General features: G+C 61.2%; 19 protein-coding genes. 16 read left to right on the top strand and 3 right to left on the bottom strand.

Annotated elements, in window-relative coordinates:
- Positions 1–68: 68 nt before the first annotated feature.
- The 3 genes from GTO89_RS07950 to GTO89_RS07940 form a co-directional block, all read right to left on the bottom strand.
- Positions 69–1,856 (bottom strand): methyl-accepting chemotaxis protein, encoded by a 1,788-nt coding sequence (locus GTO89_RS07950; protein WP_161261533.1) that lies wholly within the window; start codon positions 1,854–1,856, stop codon positions 69–71.
- A gap of 296 nt (positions 1,857–2,152) precedes the next feature.
- Positions 2,153–2,329: a hypothetical protein gene (locus tag GTO89_RS07945; protein WP_161261532.1), complete on the bottom strand. Its 177-nt coding sequence runs from the start codon at positions 2,327–2,329 to the stop codon at positions 2,153–2,155.
- A gap of 59 nt (positions 2,330–2,388) precedes the next feature.
- Entirely contained in the window at positions 2,389–3,099 is a 711-nt protein-coding gene (locus GTO89_RS07940) for a DUF421 domain-containing protein (protein ID WP_161261531.1), read from the bottom strand.
- Between the two features lie 127 nt (positions 3,100–3,226).
- Here GTO89_RS07940 and GTO89_RS07935 point away from each other — a divergent pair, with 127 nt between their 5' ends.
- The 16 genes from GTO89_RS07935 to GTO89_RS07860 all read left to right on the top strand — a co-directional run bounded on the left by GTO89_RS07935 (position 3,227) and on the right by GTO89_RS07860 (position 19,878).
- The gene (locus GTO89_RS07935) at positions 3,227–5,590 is read left to right on the top strand and encodes a sigma 54-interacting transcriptional regulator (RefSeq protein WP_235920308.1); all 2,364 of its coding nucleotides are present in this window, start codon (positions 3,227–3,229) and stop codon (positions 5,588–5,590) included.
- A gap of 374 nt (positions 5,591–5,964) precedes the next feature.
- Positions 5,965–6,963 carry a dihydroxyacetone kinase subunit DhaK gene (gene dhaK, locus GTO89_RS07930; RefSeq protein WP_161261529.1) on the top strand — a complete coding sequence of 333 codons (999 nt, stop codon included), beginning with the start codon at positions 5,965–5,967 and terminating at the stop codon, positions 6,961–6,963.
- A 155-nt stretch (positions 6,964–7,118) separates the two neighbouring features.
- Positions 7,119–7,763 carry a dihydroxyacetone kinase subunit DhaL gene (dhaL, locus tag GTO89_RS07925; RefSeq protein WP_161261561.1) on the top strand — a complete coding sequence of 215 codons (645 nt, stop codon included), beginning with the start codon at positions 7,119–7,121 and terminating at the stop codon, positions 7,761–7,763.
- Between the two features lie 12 nt (positions 7,764–7,775).
- Entirely contained in the window at positions 7,776–8,171 is a 396-nt protein-coding gene (gene dhaM, locus GTO89_RS07920) for a dihydroxyacetone kinase phosphoryl donor subunit DhaM (protein ID WP_161261528.1), read from the top strand.
- A gap of 154 nt (positions 8,172–8,325) precedes the next feature.
- Positions 8,326–8,601: an HPr family phosphocarrier protein gene (locus tag GTO89_RS07915; protein WP_328793879.1), complete on the top strand. Its 276-nt coding sequence runs from the start codon at positions 8,326–8,328 to the stop codon at positions 8,599–8,601.
- Positions 8,602–8,610: 9 nt separating this feature from the next.
- Entirely contained in the window at positions 8,611–10,386 is a 1,776-nt protein-coding gene (gene ptsP, locus GTO89_RS07910; RefSeq protein ID WP_161261526.1) for a phosphoenolpyruvate--protein phosphotransferase, read from the top strand.
- A 425-nt stretch (positions 10,387–10,811) separates the two neighbouring features.
- Positions 10,812–11,585: an Mrp/NBP35 family ATP-binding protein gene (locus GTO89_RS07905; RefSeq protein WP_161261525.1), complete on the top strand. Its 774-nt coding sequence runs from the start codon at positions 10,812–10,814 to the stop codon at positions 11,583–11,585.
- Between the two features lie 36 nt (positions 11,586–11,621).
- Entirely contained in the window at positions 11,622–12,128 is a 507-nt protein-coding gene (locus GTO89_RS07900; protein WP_161261524.1) for a PadR family transcriptional regulator, read from the top strand.
- Positions 12,125–12,985: an ATP-binding protein gene (locus tag GTO89_RS07895; protein WP_161261523.1), complete on the top strand. Its 861-nt coding sequence runs from the start codon at positions 12,125–12,127 to the stop codon at positions 12,983–12,985. The genes GTO89_RS07900 and GTO89_RS07895 overlap by 4 nt, the downstream gene beginning before the upstream one ends.
- Positions 12,982–13,893, top strand: a complete 912-nt coding sequence (locus GTO89_RS07890) for an ATP-binding protein (protein WP_161261522.1) — start codon at positions 12,982–12,984, stop codon at positions 13,891–13,893. Before GTO89_RS07895 ends, GTO89_RS07890 begins: the two co-directional genes overlap by 4 nt.
- A gap of 188 nt (positions 13,894–14,081) precedes the next feature.
- The gene (locus GTO89_RS07885) at positions 14,082–14,369 is read left to right on the top strand and encodes a DUF5320 domain-containing protein (RefSeq protein ID WP_161261521.1); all 288 of its coding nucleotides are present in this window, start codon (positions 14,082–14,084) and stop codon (positions 14,367–14,369) included.
- A gap of 15 nt (positions 14,370–14,384) precedes the next feature.
- Entirely contained in the window at positions 14,385–14,849 is a 465-nt protein-coding gene (locus tag GTO89_RS07880) for a QcrA and Rieske domain-containing protein (protein ID WP_161261520.1), read from the top strand.
- Between the two features lie 20 nt (positions 14,850–14,869).
- Positions 14,870–15,268, top strand: a complete 399-nt coding sequence (locus GTO89_RS07875; protein ID WP_161261519.1) for a NifB/NifX family molybdenum-iron cluster-binding protein — start codon at positions 14,870–14,872, stop codon at positions 15,266–15,268.
- A 34-nt stretch (positions 15,269–15,302) separates the two neighbouring features.
- Positions 15,303–15,674, top strand: coding sequence for a NifB/NifX family molybdenum-iron cluster-binding protein (locus tag GTO89_RS07870; protein ID WP_170294420.1), 372 nt, complete (start codon positions 15,303–15,305; stop codon positions 15,672–15,674).
- Between the two features lie 218 nt (positions 15,675–15,892).
- Entirely contained in the window at positions 15,893–17,716 is a 1,824-nt protein-coding gene (locus GTO89_RS07865; protein ID WP_161261517.1) for a YcdB/YcdC domain-containing protein, read from the top strand.
- 185 nt (positions 17,717–17,901) lie between these two features.
- A complete protein-coding gene (locus GTO89_RS07860; RefSeq protein WP_161261516.1) occupies positions 17,902–19,878 on the top strand; it encodes a YcdB/YcdC domain-containing protein in 1,977 nt (658 codons plus the stop codon).
- Positions 19,879–19,889 lie beyond the last annotated feature (11 nt).

Below are 19,889 nucleotides of genomic sequence, written 5' to 3'. Positions count from 1 at the left end.
TATGAAGCGTCTAGCGAAAAGGCCATTGATGACGACCATCTATAAGACCGTCCATGAAGACCGTGAACCTAGATGTCAAAGCCTTTGACCAGTTCGTTCAATTTTTCAATGTTGTCATTCGTCTCGTTCGACTTTTCCTGGATCGACCCGACCTGCTGCTGCATGTTCGCCGTTTGGAAGGCGACCTGGGAGATGCCGTCGGCGCTTTCGTTGACGGCGGCGGTCATTTGTTCGATCGATTTGGCGATGGAGTTCATCGTCTCATCCATGCGGTCGCAGGTGCGCTTGAAGCCTTCCATGAAGGTCTCGAAGCGCTTGGCGTCGGCGCTGTACTGTTCGGCCGCGCCCTGGAGCTTGGTCGCGCTGGCGGCGACGCCTTCATCCATGAAGTCGACGGCTTTGCCCGATGTGTCGGCCAACAGGGCCACAGAGGCGCGGGCGGCGCTAACGATGTTTTGGATGTCTTCGACCGTCCGGGCCGATTCCTCGGCGAGCTTGCGGATCTCGCCGGCGACGACGGCGAAGCCCCGGCCCACATCGCCGGCGTGAGCGGCTTCAATGGCGGCGTTTAAGGCGAGCAGGTTGGTCTGCTCGGTGATGCGCAAAATGGCGTTTGCCAGTTCATCGATCTTTTCGACTTCCCGCGAGCCTTCGATGGCGGCGGTCAGTTGCGCCTTCATGTCGGCGAACACGGCCTGGGCCTGCTGCGCCGAGGCGATGGCCTCTTCCCGCAGGGTGTTGGCCCGCTGGTCGATGCTGCGGGAGAGGGTGAGGCCCTGGGCCGCGCTTTGGTTCATCGAATGGGTCTGACCGCGCACCTCTTCGATGGTGGCGTTGATCTCCTGAATCGTCGCCGCCGATTCCTCCATGGCGGCGTTGATCTCCTGGGTGATGGCCGTGGTTTCTGTCGACTGGCGGCCCAACTGCTCGCAGGACTGCTCGACGCCGCGGGCGTTCCGGGTGATCCGGTTGGATGATTCCATGACCTGCTGCACGAAGTGACGCACCTGTCCCGTCAACGCGTTCAGCGAGCGGGCTAGATCGCCGATCTCATCCTTGGCCTCCACCTGGACGTCGCGGATGGTGATTTTTCCGGAGGCGTCTTTTTCGATGCCGGCCATCATCGTCTTCAGCGGATTGGTGATGCGCCGGCTGAGAGTGATGGCGACGGCGCCGGAGATGATCAGGGAGAGCAGGGAGAAAAGGCCTTCGAAGATGATCTCGCGCTTCGTCTTTTCCAATTGCTCCTGCCGGACCGTGTCGACGGCCGCCTCAATCTCGTCGACATAGTTGCCGGTGCTGACGATCCAGCCCCACTCCTTGAAGAGCTTGGAGTAGGCTCGTTTCGGTGTCAGATTGCCGGAGCCCACATCCTGCGGCTTTTCCCAGAGAAAATTGGAGAAACCGTCGTTCTTACCCTGGGCGGCGGCGATCACTTCCTGGATGATGTAGACGCCTTTGGGATCCTGGCTGTTTTTGCGGTTGGACCCTTCCTGGTTGGCCAGCATGGGATGGGCGATAAGGGTGCAGTCGAGGGCGTCGATCCAGAAGTAGCCGTCCTGCTTGTCGCCGTAGCGGAAGGTTTTGATCAGGTCAGTGGCCAACTTTTTCGCCTGCGCCTCCGTCAGTTCCCCTGTCTGTTGCTTGTTGTAGGCGTAAAGCAGCACACCGACGGCCTGGTCGACCTGGCTTTTGATCATGCCGTCATACTGCGCGTACAGTTGGGCGCGCCGGTTGGCCACTTCCGAGTGGGCGGAATTATAAATCCCCAAGAGGGTCGTTCCGCCGAGGATGGCCGTTAACAAGAAGGTGGTGAGCATGATCGCGGCCATGATCTTGTGTTTAATTTGTCTCATTGTGGCATGCCTCCTGCGCCTGCATTTTTGCCAAGTTCTTTTTAGTGACGCTTCTATCGCTTCTTTTGTGACACTGTTACGGTTGTGTCTCTTTATGTAATGCGATTTTTGTAACGTTATTACTTCTTCATCTGAGCCGGGAAGTCCTTCGCAGATTTTTGTCAAAAAAACGCAACTGTTTTAGTTCTAATATTTTTAATATTTAGAATCAATACGAAAGATGTGGTATAGGGAAAAAAGACGCGGCCCATGACGGGCGGCGTCTTTTGGGTCTGTGTCCATCCTGTGCGAATGCCTTATTTTCGCCTCAGGTTCATCTCGTTGTTTTGCGGCGTGACGGGGTGGAGGGAAGGGGGCAGGTAGCTTTGGTTGAGCTTTTCCAGGTCGCCCACCTGTTCGTCGGGAAAGGATTCGGCTCGTTCCATGCCGATGCCGCGGCTGACGTCGTTGGGTTCCATCTTGGCTTTGTCCACTCGGTCACCTCCTTGGTTAGTATGGGCGAAGAGAAGATGGTTTACGGGGTCTGCTATTGTTATTGGTGAAAGAGGTGAGCGGGATTGAGGTGCTCCCGTCCCTTCGACGCGTAGAGGGAACCATCGCTGTTGACGGTGGCGAAAAAGACGTCCTTTTCAGAAAGGATCCCCTGGGCGTTGAGTTGGGATGCCAGCCAGTCGCGGCTTAGGCCCAGTCGGAGCAGGGCGATGTCATCGACGTTTCCTTCCGTGATAACGGGAATGGAGAGCCCCTGGTAGCCTGTGTGGATCTGCAGATCGCGCGGCGTGAGGGGCTGTTTTTGCGATTTTTTCAACACGCTGAGCCGCCCTGTTGATTCGATGATGGCAAACTCCACGTCCCTCAGGTCGAAGATCCCCTCTTCCCGCAGCATCATGAGCACGTTGTCGACGGTGTACCGCAGCTTCCGGAGGTTAGCTTTGACGAATTGGCCGTTTTCGATGACCACGATGGGTTCAAAGTTGATGAGGCGGCCAAAGGGGCGATACTTCATCGACAGGTAACTGAAGGTCGTTTGTATTAGAATGACCAGGATGACCGCGTACACCGTCGGCAGGTGGTTTACAGGAGGCTCGGCGATGTCGGCGCCGACGATGGAGCCGATGGTGATGACGACAAGGAAGTCAAAGACGGGCAATTCACCGATCTTTCTCCGGCCTGTCAGCAAGGTGAGAACGAGCAGAAGTCCCAGGATGGTGACGATTCTGACGGTAACTGCCAGATACTCCATAGACAAAGGCACCCCGGTCTTTACTATGTCCAAAACGAGAATGCGAGGAGAGGATCTGTCCGAAAAAAATAGAAAAAGAATGTAACGACAAACGCAACTGCGGTAGTCCAGGGGGAGGATGACATCCTTGACCAAGCCCCATTATTCCCTAACCAATGAGACAAAAGCGATCATCCGCCATGAAAAGGGCCTCCACGCTCGTGTGGCCGCCATGATCGTGCAAAAATCGAGCGAACTGCAATCCCGGCACCAGGTGGCGCTCTATCTGCGTCACCGCGATCGCCCGCCCATACCGGCCACCACATTGCTGCAACTGATCGCACTGGCCGTGCAGCCCGGCGACGCCCTCTGGGTGTCGGCGAGAGCGCCGGAAGTGGCGAAAGAGGAACGTATCCCCCCTTCCGTTGATGGCCGCTGCGGCGACGGGTCTCGCGGGGAGGGAACGACCAAGAACGCAGCGGTCACGAATGGAGCGGGTGCGAGCGGATCGGGCAGGGATAGGCCTGCCGGTGATGCAGCCCCGGCCGATCTGGCCGTGAAAGAACTCGTCCGCTTTCTCGAAAGCGATTTTGCCGTTTCCGATGATCAGATCCAGCACCAGATCGACAACCTCTTGCAGGACAGCGCTCTGACGGCCGGGCAGGTTTTTTCCAGCATGGCCGACGGATTGATCGTCACCGACGCCCAGGATGTGGTCACCGTCTTCAACCCGGCGGCGGAGCGGATCATGGGCCTGCGGGCCGGCGATGTGCTCGGCCGGAAGGCCGTTGACGCCATTCCTGGTTCACGCATGCACATCGTCAGCGGGACAGGACAGCCGGAACTCGGTCGGCGGCAGGTGATCGGCGGCGCCGTCATCCTCACCAACCGGACGCCCATCGTCGACGACGGCCAGATCAAGGGCGCTGTCGCCGTCTTTGAAGACATCTCGGCGCTGGAGAAAGTGACCCACGAACTGCAGGACGTCAAGGAACTGAAAGAACGGCTGCAACTGATCCTCGAGTCGGTGCAGGACGGCATCTGCGTTGTTGACCGGGAGGGCCGCGTCTCCTATGTCAACCCTGCCTACGCCCGCATCGTCAACGGCCGCCGGGACGATCTGATCGGGCAGGATGTGCGGGTGATCTCGCCGAAGGGGGCGCGGCGGCAGGCGCTCGACACGGGCCGGCCCGTCCTCGGCCATGTGGCCCAAAAGACCGGCGAGATGACCGTCGTCGCCGACGCCTACCCCATCATCGTCGACGGCGCGGTGACGGGCGTCGTGTCGATCGTCAAGACCTTAACCGACGCCCAGTCGCTGGCGGAAAAACTGAATCGCATGGCCGCCCGCGCCGAGTACCTTGAAGCGGAACTGCGGCGGACGAAAAAATCCGCCGGGGCCTTCGCGCGTTTCATCGGCCAGAGCGGGAAGGTGCGCGACGCATTGGCCATGGCCGAAAAAGCGGCCGAAGGGCCGTCGACGGTGCTCATCCGGGGGGAGAGCGGCACCGGCAAGGAACTGGTCGCCGAAGGCATCCACGAGTCGGGGCCGCGGGCCAAGGGTCCCTACATCCGCGTCAACTGCGCCGCCATCCCGGAGACCCTTTTGGAGAGCGAACTCTTCGGTCACGAAAAGGGGGCCTTCACCGGCGCCATCAAACGCAAGCTGGGCAAATTCGAACTGGCCCACCGGGGCACGCTCTTTCTCGATGAGATCGGCGAGATGGACAAGGGCATGCAAGCCAAGCTGCTCCGCGTGCTGCAGCAAAAAGAGGTCAGCCGCGTCGGCGGCGAGGAGACCTTCAAGGTCGACGTGAAGATCATTGCCGCCACCAATCAGGATCTCGAAAAGTTGGTGGCCGAAGGCCGCTTTCGCGAAGACCTCTACTACCGGCTGAACGTCATCCCCATTCTCCTGCCGCCGCTGCGCGAGCGCCGAGAGGACATCCCCCTGCTGGTGGAACACTTCCTCGAAGCAGCCGGACGGGAACAGGGCAAGGCGATCCTCGGCCTTGGCAGTGACGCCTTGGCGGCCTTGATGACCTACGCCTGGCCGGGAAACGTGCGGGAATTGGCCAACCTGATCGAGCGGGTGGTCACCTTGAGCGACGGCCCCTGGATCACCCGGGCAGACCTGCCCACATACCTGCAAGAGCGGGGGGGCGAAGAGGAGCCAACGGCCACCTCTGTTTCTACGGTGGAGAGCGCCCTTCCATTACATAGCGGCGCTCTGACGGGGGAGGCCGTCACCGTCGCAAAGGGGAAAGTTACCGATGGGGAAGCAGAGGGGGAAGCGATCCATGCGCCGCTGCTGACCTGGGAAGAGTATGAACAGCAGATCATCACCCTCGCCTTGCGCCGGCACGGCAGCTACAACGCCGCCGCCAAGGCCCTGGGCCTGACCCATAAAACGGTGGCGGCCAAGGCGCGCAAGTTTGGCATCGAAAAGAGTGGTGGCGACCGGTGGATTGGGGAAAAAGAAGAGGGGATGGGAAAAAGTATCAACGGTTGAGCCTGCTGTTGATACTTTTTCCCAATGAGGGCCCTTTCGGCCTTGGCGGGTTGCGACAAAGCACCCGTGAAAGCGGATGTCGTCGCCGGGAACCGAGCCGGCGAATGGTCGGAGCGCGCCGGGCTTCAGGGGACGATCGATCGGCAAAGGCCCCGTCCATGCGCGAGGGGCGCGGCGTAGGCGGCTCGCGGCGATGCCGTCGGTGCGCCGGTTTTCGATACAAAATCAAATGCCTCCCGAGGCAATCGACTCGTTGGCATGATTCTTGCAATAACAAATGACAAGGTGTGCCGGGCGACGATTTTTCTCAGGAGACAAGGCGCTCCTACCCCCCGCCCTGCGACAAAAATAAAAAAACATGGAGGCGGATGACAGTGAAAAAGGTCATCAACAACGCGGAACAGGTCGTCGAAGAAATGCTCCAGGGCATCGTTCTCGCCCATCCCCAATATGTGAAGCGGGTCGAAGGGTTCGACGTCATCGTCCGGGCCAACGCCCCGGTTGCCGGCAAGGTTGCCCTGGTCAGCGGCGGCGGCAGCGGTCATGAACCGTCCCACGGCGGCTTTGTCGGTCGCGGCATGCTCGACGGCGCGGTGGCCGGCGCTGTTTTCACCTCTCCGACGCCCGACCAGGTCTATGAGGCCGTCAAGGCCGTTGACAGCGGCAAAGGCGTCCTGCTGGTGATCAAAAACTATACCGGCGACATCATGAACTTCGAAATGGCCGCCGAGATGGCCGAAGCCGAAAACATTAAGGTGGCCAAGGTCGTCGTCAACGACGACGTGGCCGTCGAAAACAGCACTTGGACCACGGGCCGCCGCGGCATCGCCGGCACCGTCTTCGTCCATAAGATCGCCGGCGCCAAGGCGGAAACGGGCGCCAGCCTGGAAGAAGTCAAAGCGGTCGCCGACAAAGTGGTCGCCAATGTGCGCTCCATGGGCATGGCCCTCTCGCCTTGCACCGTGCCGGCGGCGGGCAAACCAAGCTTCACCCTGGCCGAAGATGAAGTGGAGATCGGCATGGGCATCCACGGCGAGCCGGGCACCCACCGCGAAGCCATCGGCAGCGCCGATCAAACGGCGGCCCACCTGCTCGATAAGATCCTGGCCGACATGGCCCCCGCCGCCGGCGACGAAGTGGCCGTCCTGGTGAACGGCCTCGGCGCCACCCCCTTGATGGAACTCTATGTGGTCAACCGCAAGGTGGCTGAGGTCCTCGGCGGCAAAGGCATCCAGATCGCCAAGACCTTTGTGGGCAACTACATGACCTCCCTGGAGATGGCCGGCTTCTCCATCACACTGCTGAAGCTGGACGCCGAACTGAAAGAACTGCTGCTGGCTCCCGCCGACACGCCGGCCTTGGTGCAGTTCTAACCACAACGATTGTTTTGCGGCTGGCGTCGGCGCCGGCGAAATGCCGAAGCGGTCGGCTGAAAACCTGTGGACGCAGGCGCAACCGACGGGCAACGGCGTTTCCGCTGCCTGCGCCAGTCCCTGTTTCCCATCGAGCCGGCGCAGACCCGGCGCTTATGGAGGTGACCCGGTTGAACAACCGAGCGATTGACCTGATCGGGGCGGTGGCAGACGCCATCGTGGAAAATAAAGAGTTTCTGACCTCGCTCGACGCCGCCATCGGCGACGCCGACCACGGCATCAACATGGCCCGCGGCGTCGAAGCGGTGCGGGCGAAGGTGACCGCCGCGCCCGGCGCCGACATCGGCGCCCTGCTGAAGACGACCGGCATGACCTTGATTTCCACTGTCGGCGGCGCGTCAGGCCCCCTCTACGGCACGGCCTTCATGCGCGCCGCCGGGGCGGCCCAAGGCAAGACAGAGCTGGACGGTGAGACGGTCAAACAGATGCTGGCCGCCGCCATCCAGGGGATCAAGGACCGGGGGAAAGCCGCCCGGGGCGAGAAGACGATGCTCGACGCCCTCGAACCGGCCTTTGACGCCTTTGTCGAGAGTTTGGAGGCCCAAAAGCCGCTCGTCGACTGCCTGGAAGCAGCCACCGAAGCGGCCCGGCAGGGTGTGGCCTTTACCAAGACCATCATCGCCACCAAGGGGCGGGCCAGTTACCTCGGCGAACGGAGCCTAGGGCATCAAGATCCTGGCGCCACGTCGTCCACGATCCTCCTCGCCACCATCACCGATTTTTGCCGCAAGGCGCAGTAAAGGAGGCGCGGCATGGTTGGCATCGTGATCGTCTCCCACAGCGCCAAAGTCGCCGAGGGCATCTGTGACCTGGCCGGTCAGATGGCAAGGGCCGATCAAAAAATCCTGGCCGCCGGCGGCATGGCCGACGGGTCCATCGGCACCGACGCCGTCCGGGTGAGTGAAGCCATTCAGGCCGCCTGGAGCGACGACGGCGTGCTCGTTCTCGTCGATCTGGGCAGCGCCGTCCTCAGCACCGACATGGCCCTGGAACTGCTCGACGAATCGATGCGGGCGAAGGTCCGCGTCGCCGACGCGCCGATCCTGGAAGGGGCCATCAGCGCCGTTGTCGAGGCATCTGTCGGCAGCCTGCTGGAACAGGTGCTCGCCACCGCCGAAGGCGCCCGGGAGATGCGCAAGATTCTGTAGTTTTAAGCCAAGCGGTATCGCTGTCTTGTGTTGCCTAGACAACTTCAGTCGGGTAACGACTTTTGCTACGTGATGATGTTCGTTACGTAATGATGTTTGCTATGCAACGAGGGCGAGCATGCCGTTCCATTCCAATTTACCAAGCCCGAGGGGGGTGTTTCCGTTGACCGAGATTCAGCTGGTCCTGACGAATCCCACGGGCCTGCACGCGCGGCCGGCGGCCCAGTTTGTCCAGACAGCCGCCCGGTTTAAAAGCAAAGTCCGGATCATCGCCGGCGGCAAGACCGCCGATGCCAAGAGTATTTTGAACGTCATGACCCTGGGACTGAAACACGGCGCCGCCTTTACGGTGTCCGCCGACGGCGAAGACGAAGCCGAATGCTTGGCCGCCTTGCAGGCGCTGGTTGAGAGCAAATTCGGCGAAGGGTAGGGAGCGGCGGTGACAACCTTGATTGGCAGAGGCGTGGTGACCGGTGTCGCCCTGGGCCGGATCAAGCGTCCGGCTCAGGACTTGACGGCATGGTTGGACCGCTATGTTCCCGGAACCGTTGACGAAGAGGCGGCCAGGCTGGAGCGTGCGCTCGCTGGCGCAAAAGGCCAGTTGCTGGCGATCCGCTCCGGTCCGGCCGTTGACGACACCCTGGCCGCCATTATGGACGCCCATTTGCTGATGCTCGATGACCCGGGACTGATCGAAGGCATTGGGGAAAAAATCCGGGAGGGCATAGGCGCTCCCCCGGCGGTGATCGAAGCCTGTGAAGCCTATGCCGGATTGTTTGCGTCCCTCGATGATCCCTATCTGCGGGAGCGGGCGGCCGACGTCCGGGACATTGGCCGCCGCGTCGCCGGGCTGCTGCTCGGTGTGGATCGCGAGAACGTCGAACCGCCCGAGACGCCGGACGATGGCGCGCAAGACGCGCAAAACGTCCAAGACTCTCATGGCGCAGCGAGCGCTGTTGTACTCTGCGCACCCGATATCGAGCCCTCCGTGGTGGCCGCCTACCCGCCGGGGCGACTGCAAGCCCTGCTCCTGGGACAAGGGAGCACCACCTCTCATGCTGTCATCATCGCCAAAGCCCGGGGGATTGTCACCGTCGTCGGCCTCGGTGATGCCCTAGAGCAGATCCCCGACGGGGCGGAGGTTATCGTCGACGGCGCAACGGGCGAGGTGAGCCTGTCGCCCCCTGCGCCGGAGCGCCACGCCGCCCTTGCGCGGATCGCCGAGCAGGCGGAGCGACGGCAGCGGGATTTGGCGGAGGCCGCCTTGCCGGCTGTCACCCGGGACGGGGTGACGGTCCAACTGGCGGCCAACATCGGCGTGCCGGGCGAGGTGGAGAATGCCCGGGCGCTGGGGGCCGAAGGCGTCGGCCTGTTTCGCAGCGAGTTTCTCTTTATGGGGCGGGACACCTTTCCGAGCGAAGAGGAGCAGTTTCTCGCCTATCGCCAGGCGGCCGAGGGCTGCGGCGGTCACATCTGTGTCATCCGCACCCTTGACATCGGCGGCGACAAGCCCCTCCCCCACCTGGCAATCGCCAAAGAGCACAACCCCTTTTTGGGCTGGCGGGCCATCCGCATCAGCCTGGAACGGACCGAACTGTTCCGGACTCAGGTAAAGGCCATCCTCCGGGCCGGTTGCCATGGAAAAGTGGCCATTATGCTCCCCATGGTGATCAGCGCCGGCGAAATTCGCCAGGCCCGCGCCCTTGTGGCCGAGGCGGCGACGGAACTGACCGCGGAGGGGCGCCCATTTGCCGCCCATGTCCCCGTCGGCATCATGATCGAGACCCCGGCGGCTGCCGCCACGGCGCACCTCTTGGCGCCGGCCTGTGATTTCTTCAGCATCGGCACGAATGATCTCGTCCAGTACACCCTTGCGGTCGATCGGGGCAACGCGAAGGTGGCGTCCCTGTACAGCCACTTTCATCCCGCTGTGCTCCGGCTCATCGACGCCACCATCCAGGCGGCGCGCCGGCAGGGGATCTGGGTGGGCATGTGCGGCGAGATGGCCGGCGATCCCCTGGCGACGCCCCTTCTGGTCGGCATGGGCATCGACGAACTGAGCATGAGCGCTCCGTCGATTCCGCGGGTCAAGGCGGTCATCCGTCGCCTCTCCACCGCCGAGGCCCGGTCGCTGCGGGACGCCGCGCTCGCCCTCGATGATGCCGCCGCTATCCGGGCCTATCTGGAAGAAATGCGCACGCCCCCATCGGCGTAAGTGGGTTAGCCGGCGAGCCTTCGCCCATTGAGCACCCGTTCGCCATTCTGTAAATGAAGAGGACCGTTACACCAGCGGGCATTGCCAGGTGTGACGGTCCTTTTTCCGTGCTTTCCCAGTTGAGTTTCCGAGTCACCTTCAAATCCCCCATCAAATCGATCATTCGAATCGACCAATCAAACCCACCATCTCTAACCCACTATCCTAACCCATCATTCAGTCGCCCCATGGTGCTCGAAGGCAAATGCCCGTTGACAGCGCCATTGGGCCCTGGCCGTCATCTCAGGCGCGCAGTGGCGCATTCATGGGTGGAGATACAAATTACCCCAGCGATGGCATTGACATGGTTTTTTAGTAGTGATACTATGTCACTAGATACATGGAAACACTACTGATAATGGTGGATGGATACGGAGGGGATTCAATTGTCTGAACGATGGCGCGAAACCCCTGTTATCGCCGTTGGGAGCGGGAAAGGGGGTGTCGGCAAGTCCACCGTCACCGTCAACCTCGCCGTTGCGCTGGCCCGTTCCGGCTATCGGGTCGGCCTCCTCGACGCAGATATCCTGGGCTACAGCGTATGCCGTCTATTGGGCGTCGGGACGATCGCGCCGGCCGATTTCAATGGGGAAGTGCTGGAGCCTGTGACAGCCTGGGGAGTGAAAATGATCTCGATGGGGCTGTTCACGGGACAGGAAGAGCTCCCGCTGATCTGGCGTGGTCCCATCGTGAGCGGCATCCTGAAGCGGTTCATTCACAACGTGAACTGGGGGGAACTCGACTACCTCCTCATCGACCTGCCGCCGGGCACCGGTGACGTGGCCCTCACGATCATGCACGAACTACCCCAACTGAAGCTGTTGGTGATCACGACGCCCCAGGAATCGGCTGCCCATGTGGCGGTCCGGTTGGCCCACATGGCAACGCGGGCAAAGGTATCCCTATTGGGACTGGTCGAAAATATGGCCCGCTTCGCCTGCCCGCAGTGCGGAGCCGAATACGACATCTTTGGACCGGGCCAAGCCGGTTCGTTGGCCCAGAAGCTGGGCACGACCTTTTTCGGCGCGCTCCCCCTGGAAGCGGCGACCCGGCTGGCTTGTGACGAGGGTCGACCCATTGTAGTAAACGATGAAAGCCCGTCGAGCGCCGCCTATCGGGCCATCGCCCGAGGGATCGCCGACGCCAGCAGAACAGCGTGACGGGCGGCAGGGGTAGACGAAAAGGAGGAATCGTTCTTGTTTGAAGGTGATCAGGGTCCCGGTCCAGGCCCCGGCAGAGCTCTCGGTCGAGGCCGCGGTCGCTGCGGCTGCGGTGGCGGCGGCGGCATGGGTGGCGGATTCGGCGGCGGCCGTTCCGACTCGCTCGTCTTCCCAAGTCTGCTCCTGAGCCTGCAACAGAGCCCGTGCCACGGGTACGAGTTGATGGAAAAACTGGAGCGGATGTCCTTCGTCGCCGCCTTGCCCGATCCAGCCGTTGTTTACCGCTACCTGCGGCGGCTGGAAGAGGAAGGGATGGTCGAATCCCGGCTGGAGCCCGGCCAGGGAGGGCCGGCCCGCAAGGTCTACTCCCTGACCGTCGAAGGGGAGAGTTACCTGCAAGCCTGGGTGATCCGGCTGCGCAAGCAAAAAAATGACCTGGAGACCTTTTTAAAGACGGCGGGAGAAACCGCCGGCGAGCCTGGCCGAGACGAGACAATCGGCGAGCAGACACCAGGGGCTCAGCACGCCGGTGATGACCGATGAAACCCACCATTGCCATCGCGTCGGGGAAAGGCGGCACCGGCAAGACGACCGTCGCCGTGAACCTGGCCGCCGCGGCGGAGGTTCCTATTCGATTGGCCGACTGTGACGTAGAAGAGCCGAACGCGCATCTCTTCCTTTCCCCTGATAATGAAACCGTCCATTCCTTCGGCGTGCCCATGCCTGCCTTCGATTTGGAACGATGCGTCGGTTGCGGCCGCTGCCGCGACGTCTGTCGCTTCCAGGCGTTGATTATGGTGAAAGGCAAGCCCATGCTCTTTCCCGAAAACTGTCACGCCTGCGGCGGCTGCCGACGCCACTGCCCGGCCAGGGCCATCACCGAAGTGGAGCGGCCGGTCGGGACGATTCATCAAGGCGATATCGAAGGGATTCACCTGATGTACGGCCTGCTCGACATCGGTGAGGCCAAAAGCCCGCCCCTCATCCGCGAGGTGCGCCGCCGCCTGCAAGACGCGTCGGGTGAGGAAGAACGCCTTGTGATCATTGACGCCCCGCCCGGCACGTCCTGCCCGGTGGTCAGCGCCATCGACGGCGTCGACTACCTCCTGCTCGTCACCGAAGCGACGCCCTTTGGGCTCCATGACCTGCAACTGGCCGTGTCCATGGCCCGAACCATGGGTCTTGCCTTCGGTGTGATCATCAACCGCGCCGACCTGGGCGATCGCCGCGTCTGCGACTACTGTCTGCGGGAAGGGATTCCCGTGCTCATGGAGTTGCCCTTTGATCGGCAGGTGGCCCAGGTCTACGCAGAGGGCAAGCTGCCGGTGCGGGAACTGCCGGCGATGGAAACCGCCTTTCGGCGGCTCTGGCAACGCCTTGGCGAGGAGGTGTACCGATGAAGCAGATCGCGGTGCTCTCCGGCAAGGGCGGCACCGGGAAAACATCCCTGGTCGCCGCTTTCGCCGCCCTGGCCGAAGGGGCCCTCTTTGCCGACTGTGACGTCGACGCCGCCGATCTGCACCTGCTCCTGCGACCGGAGATCGAGGCGCGCGAACCCTTTGAGAGCGGGCGGACCCTTCGCTGGAACAAAGCGGCCTGCCTCTTTTGCGGCCGGTGCATCAAGGTCTGCCGCTTCGCCGCCCTCACCGTAGACCCTTCCGGCCCGGCGATCGCCCTGGCGCCCTTTGCCTGCGAAGGCTGCGGCTGTTGCGTCGATGTCTGCCCCGGCGAAGCATTGACGCTGACACCGAAACAGGCCGGTGAACTCTATGTGTCGACAACCCGCTTCGGTCCCTTCGTCCATGCCCGACTGGGTGTGGCCGAAGAGGCGAGCGGCCAACTGGTGACCAAGGTTCGCAGGCGCGCTCAGGCGATAGCGGAGGAGCAAGGAAGGGCCTTTGTGCTCATCGACGGCTGTCCCGGCACCGGCTGCCCGGTCATCGCCTCGATCACCGGAACGGATCTCGTTGTCCTGGTGACCGAACCGACCGTGTCGGGTCTCCATGACCTGCGTCGTGTCGTCGAGGTGGTTCGCCATTTCCGCCGCCCTTGCGGCGTCGTCATCAACAAGGCCGACTTAAACGGAGACATGACCGCTCGCATCAAGGCCTATTGCCGCGACGAGGCGCTCCCTTTTTTCGGCGAGATCCCCTTTGACACCCAGATGGTGGTCGCCCAACTGGCCGGATGCGCCATCGTCGAAACGTCGCCATCGGCCGCCGGCGACGCCATCAGGAGAATTTGGAGCGACATCGCCCAGAGGGTGACCGAGGATGCCCCTGCCACTGACGTGCAGAGGGGCAACTAGCCGGCCCTTTCAAGGCGGTTCCAACCAAAGACGCGACATCCAAAGATCATTGCAGCGCCGACGTGGCGCTCCCGGAGAAGTGCGCCTTACTAGTGACTTTAATCAACTAGAGACAATTGGCATATAGAAGAATGAAGGGACGACAACGTCCATAAAAAAACGTCCGCAAAAAATAGGAGGGAAACCATATGCCTGGAATGGATGGAAAGGGACCGATGGGCAGGGGCGCCCTGTCTGGACGAGGGCAAGGCCGCTGTATCCTGCCGCTTGATCCGGCGCTGGCTGCGCAAAACCCGACAGGGGGCGCCTTCCCTGGGAGGGGCAACGAGGGCGGCGGTCTTCGCCGGATGCTCCGAAACTGCGCCGAGGCCCTCTGCCGCTTTGGCGGATCGGGGAGAGGGCGCGGTTACGGTGCCCAGGGCAACGGCGGGCCAGGCAAGGGCCGACGGGGAAGAAGGGCCGATTTCGGTTTCTAAGGAGGGATGGGATCCGTGGAGAACCGCCTTTCACGACGGAAGTTTCTGGGGGCCGTTGTGGCCATTCCGACCATCAGCGCCCTGAGCGGGCCGGCCATCGTCATGGGCGATTACATCTATCCGCCTGACTCGCTGTTGCAACCGCCGCCGCCCAAGGTGGTCGGCAAGAAGGACGACCTCAAACCGTGGGAGCCCCTCTTTTTCGATTACAATGACGTGCCGTCCCTGGCCATGAAGCTGGATGACGGGGAGATCATCGCCTATACGCGAAAATGCACCCACCTGGGCTGCACCGTCGACGTGCCCAAAGGGAACATCAAAGAAAAACAGATCCTCTGCCCGTGTCATGGCGGGATCTTTGACCCCCTGGGCGGCAATGTCTCCGGTCCTCCGCCCAAGCCCTTGAAGCGACTGTCGGTGACCATCGCCGATGGCGGCGACGTCATCGTCCAGGAGAAAGTCGAGACGGCCCAGGCCTAAGAAAGCGCATCGACGCCCAGATGATGCCAGAAAAATACGGCAAGGGGGTGATTGCGCTGAACGTGCTGATCACGAGCACCGGTCCATCCCTGGACGACCAGGCGGACGAACGCTTCGGCCGCGCGCGCTGGCTGCTTCTGGTGGAAGCGGAGACACAGACGGTGCTGGAGGCCATCGACAATCACACACAGATGAACGCCATGCAGGGTTCCGGGATCAAAGTGGCCGAGATCGCCGGTGAAAAAGGGGCGGCATGGGTGCTGACCGGGTATGTGGGCCCCAAAGCCTTCGCCGCCCTGCAAGCCATGGACGTCCGCATCGGACAAGGTGTGCAGGGATCTGGCCGCCAAGTCATCGCGTCGTTCCTGCGCGGCGAATTTGCGGCCGCCGAAGCACCCAACGCCGAAAGCCACTGGTAACAGGGAAAACGAAGAACAGAAAGGGATGCTGAATATGTCAAAGGTGCGCCTCGCCATTCCTTCCGTCCGCCCCGGCGGACTGGCTGCCGACTGCTCCGGCCACTTTGGCCGCTGTGACTGCTTCACCGTCGTCGACATCAGCGACGGCAAGCTGATCAAAGACACCATCATCGACAACCCGCCCCATTATGAAGGCGGCTGCCTGCGGCCCGTCAACCTGCTCTCTGACCACCAGGTCAACGCCCTGGTCGTGCAGGGCATCGGCGGCCGGCCCCTTTTCGGCTTCCGCCAGGCCGGCATCGAAGTCTATCAGGCCAACGAGCCGACGGTGCAAAAAGTCGTCGACGCCTTTTGCGCCGGGAAAATCCCGCCCATCGATGACACCCAGGTCTGTCAACACCAATAAGCGAATGAAAAAACCCGGCGCGACAGCCGGGTTTTTTCGATCTCCTTCCTCGTGAGAATAAAAATTGCATGCGACCGTCGGTTGTTCCTCTGGATAGCAAAAGGAAATTCGCTGGCAGCGAGAGAAGTATCTGTCATTGAGACAAGCCGCTGTTGTCCGGCCGAGCCGAACAAACGCCTTTTGTCGATGTCGAAAGCAGGCAAGGAGGAGGTCGTTCCATGATCGATAGGGAGCGCAGCAGGGTGAGAAAGGGAAGGCATCACGCTGTGACGGTGACCTTGGCCGGTCTCGTCATTACGGGCATGCTGGCCGGGGCATTTCCGGTCGCCGCCGCCCTGGCGGAAGAACCCCGCCAGGGAATCGAGACCGCCCCGCCCCTTACAGCGACCATAACGGAGAAAGCGCCGCCGGAGGTGGAAGCCCGCATCGAGCAGGTGACCGGCGTGATTCGGTCACTCTACCCGGAGTTTGCTTACCTTCAGCGGAAGGAAACGGTTCGGAGAAACGGCATTCGTAGGCCTGATGGGATAGAGACGGAACAGGAAGAGTGGCGCCTGTTTTTTGATGATCAACCCCGGGAAGCGCCGAAGAAGGAAGAAGGGGCATACAACCAGGCGTTGATGGTCTTCGATACCTCCGGCAACCTCCTGTCCTTCCGCTGGCAAAATCCCGATTGGGCAGGAACGGCGCTGCCCGATTCGGATTTGGCCAAAAAAAAGGCGACCGCCTTTCTGGACAGGCTCCTTGGCGATGGCGCAAAAGTGTACCGGGCGGGACGAGCCGGTCAAACGGAGACCCGTGCTGCTGTCAACGAAGCGGGGAAAAAACTCGCCTGGGTGCGACGCACCGTGCACTTCGATCGTGCGATCAACGGCATCCCCTGTGTCGATTGCGGTGGCGAAGAGTGGGAAGTCGCTGTCGATGGCAGTGGTCGAATCGTCGGGCTCAAACGCCGGAATGGGGCAACCCCCGATGAGGCGCTCTTCCCCGATCCGGCAAAAGCCATTTCCCCGGTAGCGGCCAAAGGGGCTTTTTCTGAGCGGCTGCAAATGGTGTTGACCTATCAACCGCAGGAATACCTGAACCGGGAGCCCGGCGTCGTTTTCCAGCACCTACTGCCCGGAAGACAACCGGTGCTCTTGACCTACCAGACGGGAGGAGCCATCGGCCCCATTGATGCGCTGACGGGAAAACCCCTCTGGGAAAGTGGTGCCGAAGTGTCGAAACCGGAGAAGCTGTTGCGCCTTAGTGGTCAAGGAAAATCGATCGAGGCCAAGGATCCGCAAGCAGCTGAGCGTGTTATCGAAACCGTCTTTGGCATCGATATGTCAGGAATGGCCTTCGTTGACCCCCTTTTTCGCAAGCGAGAAACACCGGCGGCGCCCTTCGCCAAGATGTTCCAATGGGTGGATAAAAAACCGGGAGGGACGCGCTTCATCACCATGGAAACAGAATCCGATACCGGGCGGGTTTGCGGTTATTCCCTTGAAGCGGTGAGAACCGGGGAACAACAGCCTGCCCAGGAAAACAAGAAGGGCGTTGCCATCCCGGTGGAAGAGGCCAAGAAGAAGGCCCTCCGTGTTCTCCAGCAATTTTTGCCGGCTCGCGCCGTCGAGATGAACCTCCTTGAGCCGAGCGCGGAGCCGACCAAGTACCCCGATTGGGTCGATCGATCGAAGCTGCCGAAAGACAGCCTCGACAGCCCCAACCATGAGTTCTATTTTATCCCGGTTCACCAGGGCGTTCCGATCGAATCGATCCAGTGGAGCGTTTTCATTGACAAAAGGACCGGAAACGTATCGGGCTTCAACTATCAAGCGGTCGATTTTGATCAACTGCCGGTAAAGAGCGGCCTGATCTCACCGGAACAGGCCAAGGCCGCCAGTTTGGCGAAGGTCGATTTACGACTTGTCTACATCTGGCCGGACTATTTGGATCAAAAGGCGCCCCGGCCTGTGCTCGTCTACAAGCCCGAGTATCGGCAGCGCGGCGTCATTGACGCCCGGTCAGGGAAGTTCATTCCCTATGATCGCGACGAGTAAAACGAATCCTCCCGTACGTAACGAGCGGTCAACGGTCGCAGAAGGAAAACGCCCGCTTTTTAATGAAACAAAGAAGCAGATAGGGAAGCGCTCATAGGGCGCGCTCAAGGGGCGCGTGAGATCCGTGGAACCGGTGACAGCCGTTGTGCGTCCAATCACTGATGGCAGAAGAAGGAGGTCCTTTCATGAGCCAACGAGGAACCGATGTTGAGAAAAAAGGGATGCGCCGCCCCGCCCAGGCGGCCCTGGCGGGCGTCGTCCTGACGGGCATGCTGGTAGGCGCTTTTCCCGTGACAGCCCTGGCGGCAGACACCGTTGACGGTCCGGCGGCGGGAGAAACAAGCGCCGCGACGACCCCATCCGGCGTCGAGGCCACTAGTGCCACACGTCCCGGCGCGGCGGCAACAGGCGCCGGCGCCTCTTCAACGGCAACCGTCCGAAGCGTGGCTAACGACCCGACGAAAGGGGCGAAGAACTTCGACCAGGCTTCCCCGGAAGTGGAAGCGCGCATCCAACGGGTGGTCGATCTATTCGGCTCCCTCTATCCCGAGTTCCGCTCCCTGAGCCTCCAGATAAAATCCCGTAGCACAGGGGGACACAGGCATGACGGGAAGCCAGTCGAAGAAGATGAGTGGACCCTTTTCTTCGGCAAGGAGCAGCCCAATGAAAAACCGAAGAAAGGCCAGATTGCCAATCAGGTACATATGAACTTTGATCAATCGGGCGCCTTGAACTCCTATAGTTGGCAAAACCCGGACTGGGCCGGGACGCCGATGCCGGACAAAGAGACGACCGTCAAGAAAGCGACGGAATTTTTGCAAGGGCTTCTGGGCGATGAATTTGCCCGGTATGCGTCCGGAAACGCGGACGGCTCGGGACGGCACGGCACGACTACCGAGGACGGTAAACAACTCTCCTGGGTCCATCGCAGCATTCGCTTTGACCGGCTCATCAACGGCATTCCCCTGATGGACGGCGGCGATAATTGGGACATCGATGTCGATGGTAACGGCCGGATCATCGGGGTGCACCACAGTATCCATGAGACGCCCAATCTCGCCTCCTTCCCCGATCCGTCCAAAGCGATCGGCTTGGAGGCCGCCAGAAAGGTGTACGCCGAGCGGGCGCAGATGACCCTGTCCTACCAACCCCAGGAGTACCTCAATCAAAGCACCGAATTTCCCTACCGGCAGATACCCGGCCGTGCGCCGATGGTGCTGAGCTACCAGACCGACGGATATTTAGGCCCCATCGACGCGCTGACAGGGAAAGCCGTTGAAGGATCTTCGCCCGGCCTCTTGTCCCGGACCAAAGAGACCCTCTTGCGTGTCACCGGCCAGGGGAAGGCCCTTTTCGCGAAGACCCCCGAAGAAGGCCGCAAGCTCATCGAAAAGGAACTCGGTGTCGATATGGCGGGGATGTCCTTGGCGAAGTTCCCGCCTGATGAAGAAAAGGCCTCTTCGGAACCTTACATCAAGAGTCTCCACTGGGATGATCATGAGCGCATGAACAGCCTGAGCGCCAAACTCCATCCCGAGAGGTTCCAGTCCCGTTATGCCACCTTGGAGCTAGAGTCCGATACAGGCCGGGTGTGCGGTTTTTCGATCGGCCAAGTCTTTGGCGATGAAAACGAGCGGATGAAGCAGGTCAAGCAGGCCTCGCCCATCTCTGCCGAGGAGGCGAAGAAGAAAGCCGTAAGCTTCCTGCAGCGGTTCCTTCCGGCCCGGACCGTCGAGATGAAGGTCATTGACACGACCATGGAGGCGCCCCAAGTCCCGGAATGGGTCGATGTATCCAAGCTGCCGAAGGATTACATGGAAAGCCCTGTCTACGATTTTCTCTTTTTCCCGCTTCATAACGGCGTCCCCGTGCAGGGGATTCTGTGGCACGTGTCTATCGACAAAGCCTCTGGCAAGGTGTGGGCCTTTACGTACATGCCCCTTGATGCTGACAAGCTCCCGGCAAACAGCGGCCTCATCTCGCCTGAAGCAGCCAAGGCTGCCTTCCTGAACAATCTCGATCTCAAGCTGGTCTATTCCTGGCCTCAGTTTTTCGACCAACGGGCCCCCAAACCGATGCTCGTCTACATGCTCGATTATCAAAAGGCGGGCGTCATCGATGCCAAATCGGGGAAGATCATCCCCTATTTAACCGACAAGTAACCGTTACGTAA

The sequence above is a fragment of the Heliomicrobium gestii genome, from assembly GCF_009877435.1.
Classification (GTDB): Bacteria; Bacillota; Desulfitobacteriia; order Heliobacteriales; family Heliobacteriaceae; genus Heliomicrobium; species Heliomicrobium gestii.
The sequence above is the reverse complement of the archived record's forward strand: the minus strand, read 5'-3'. Positions and strand labels throughout refer to the sequence as shown.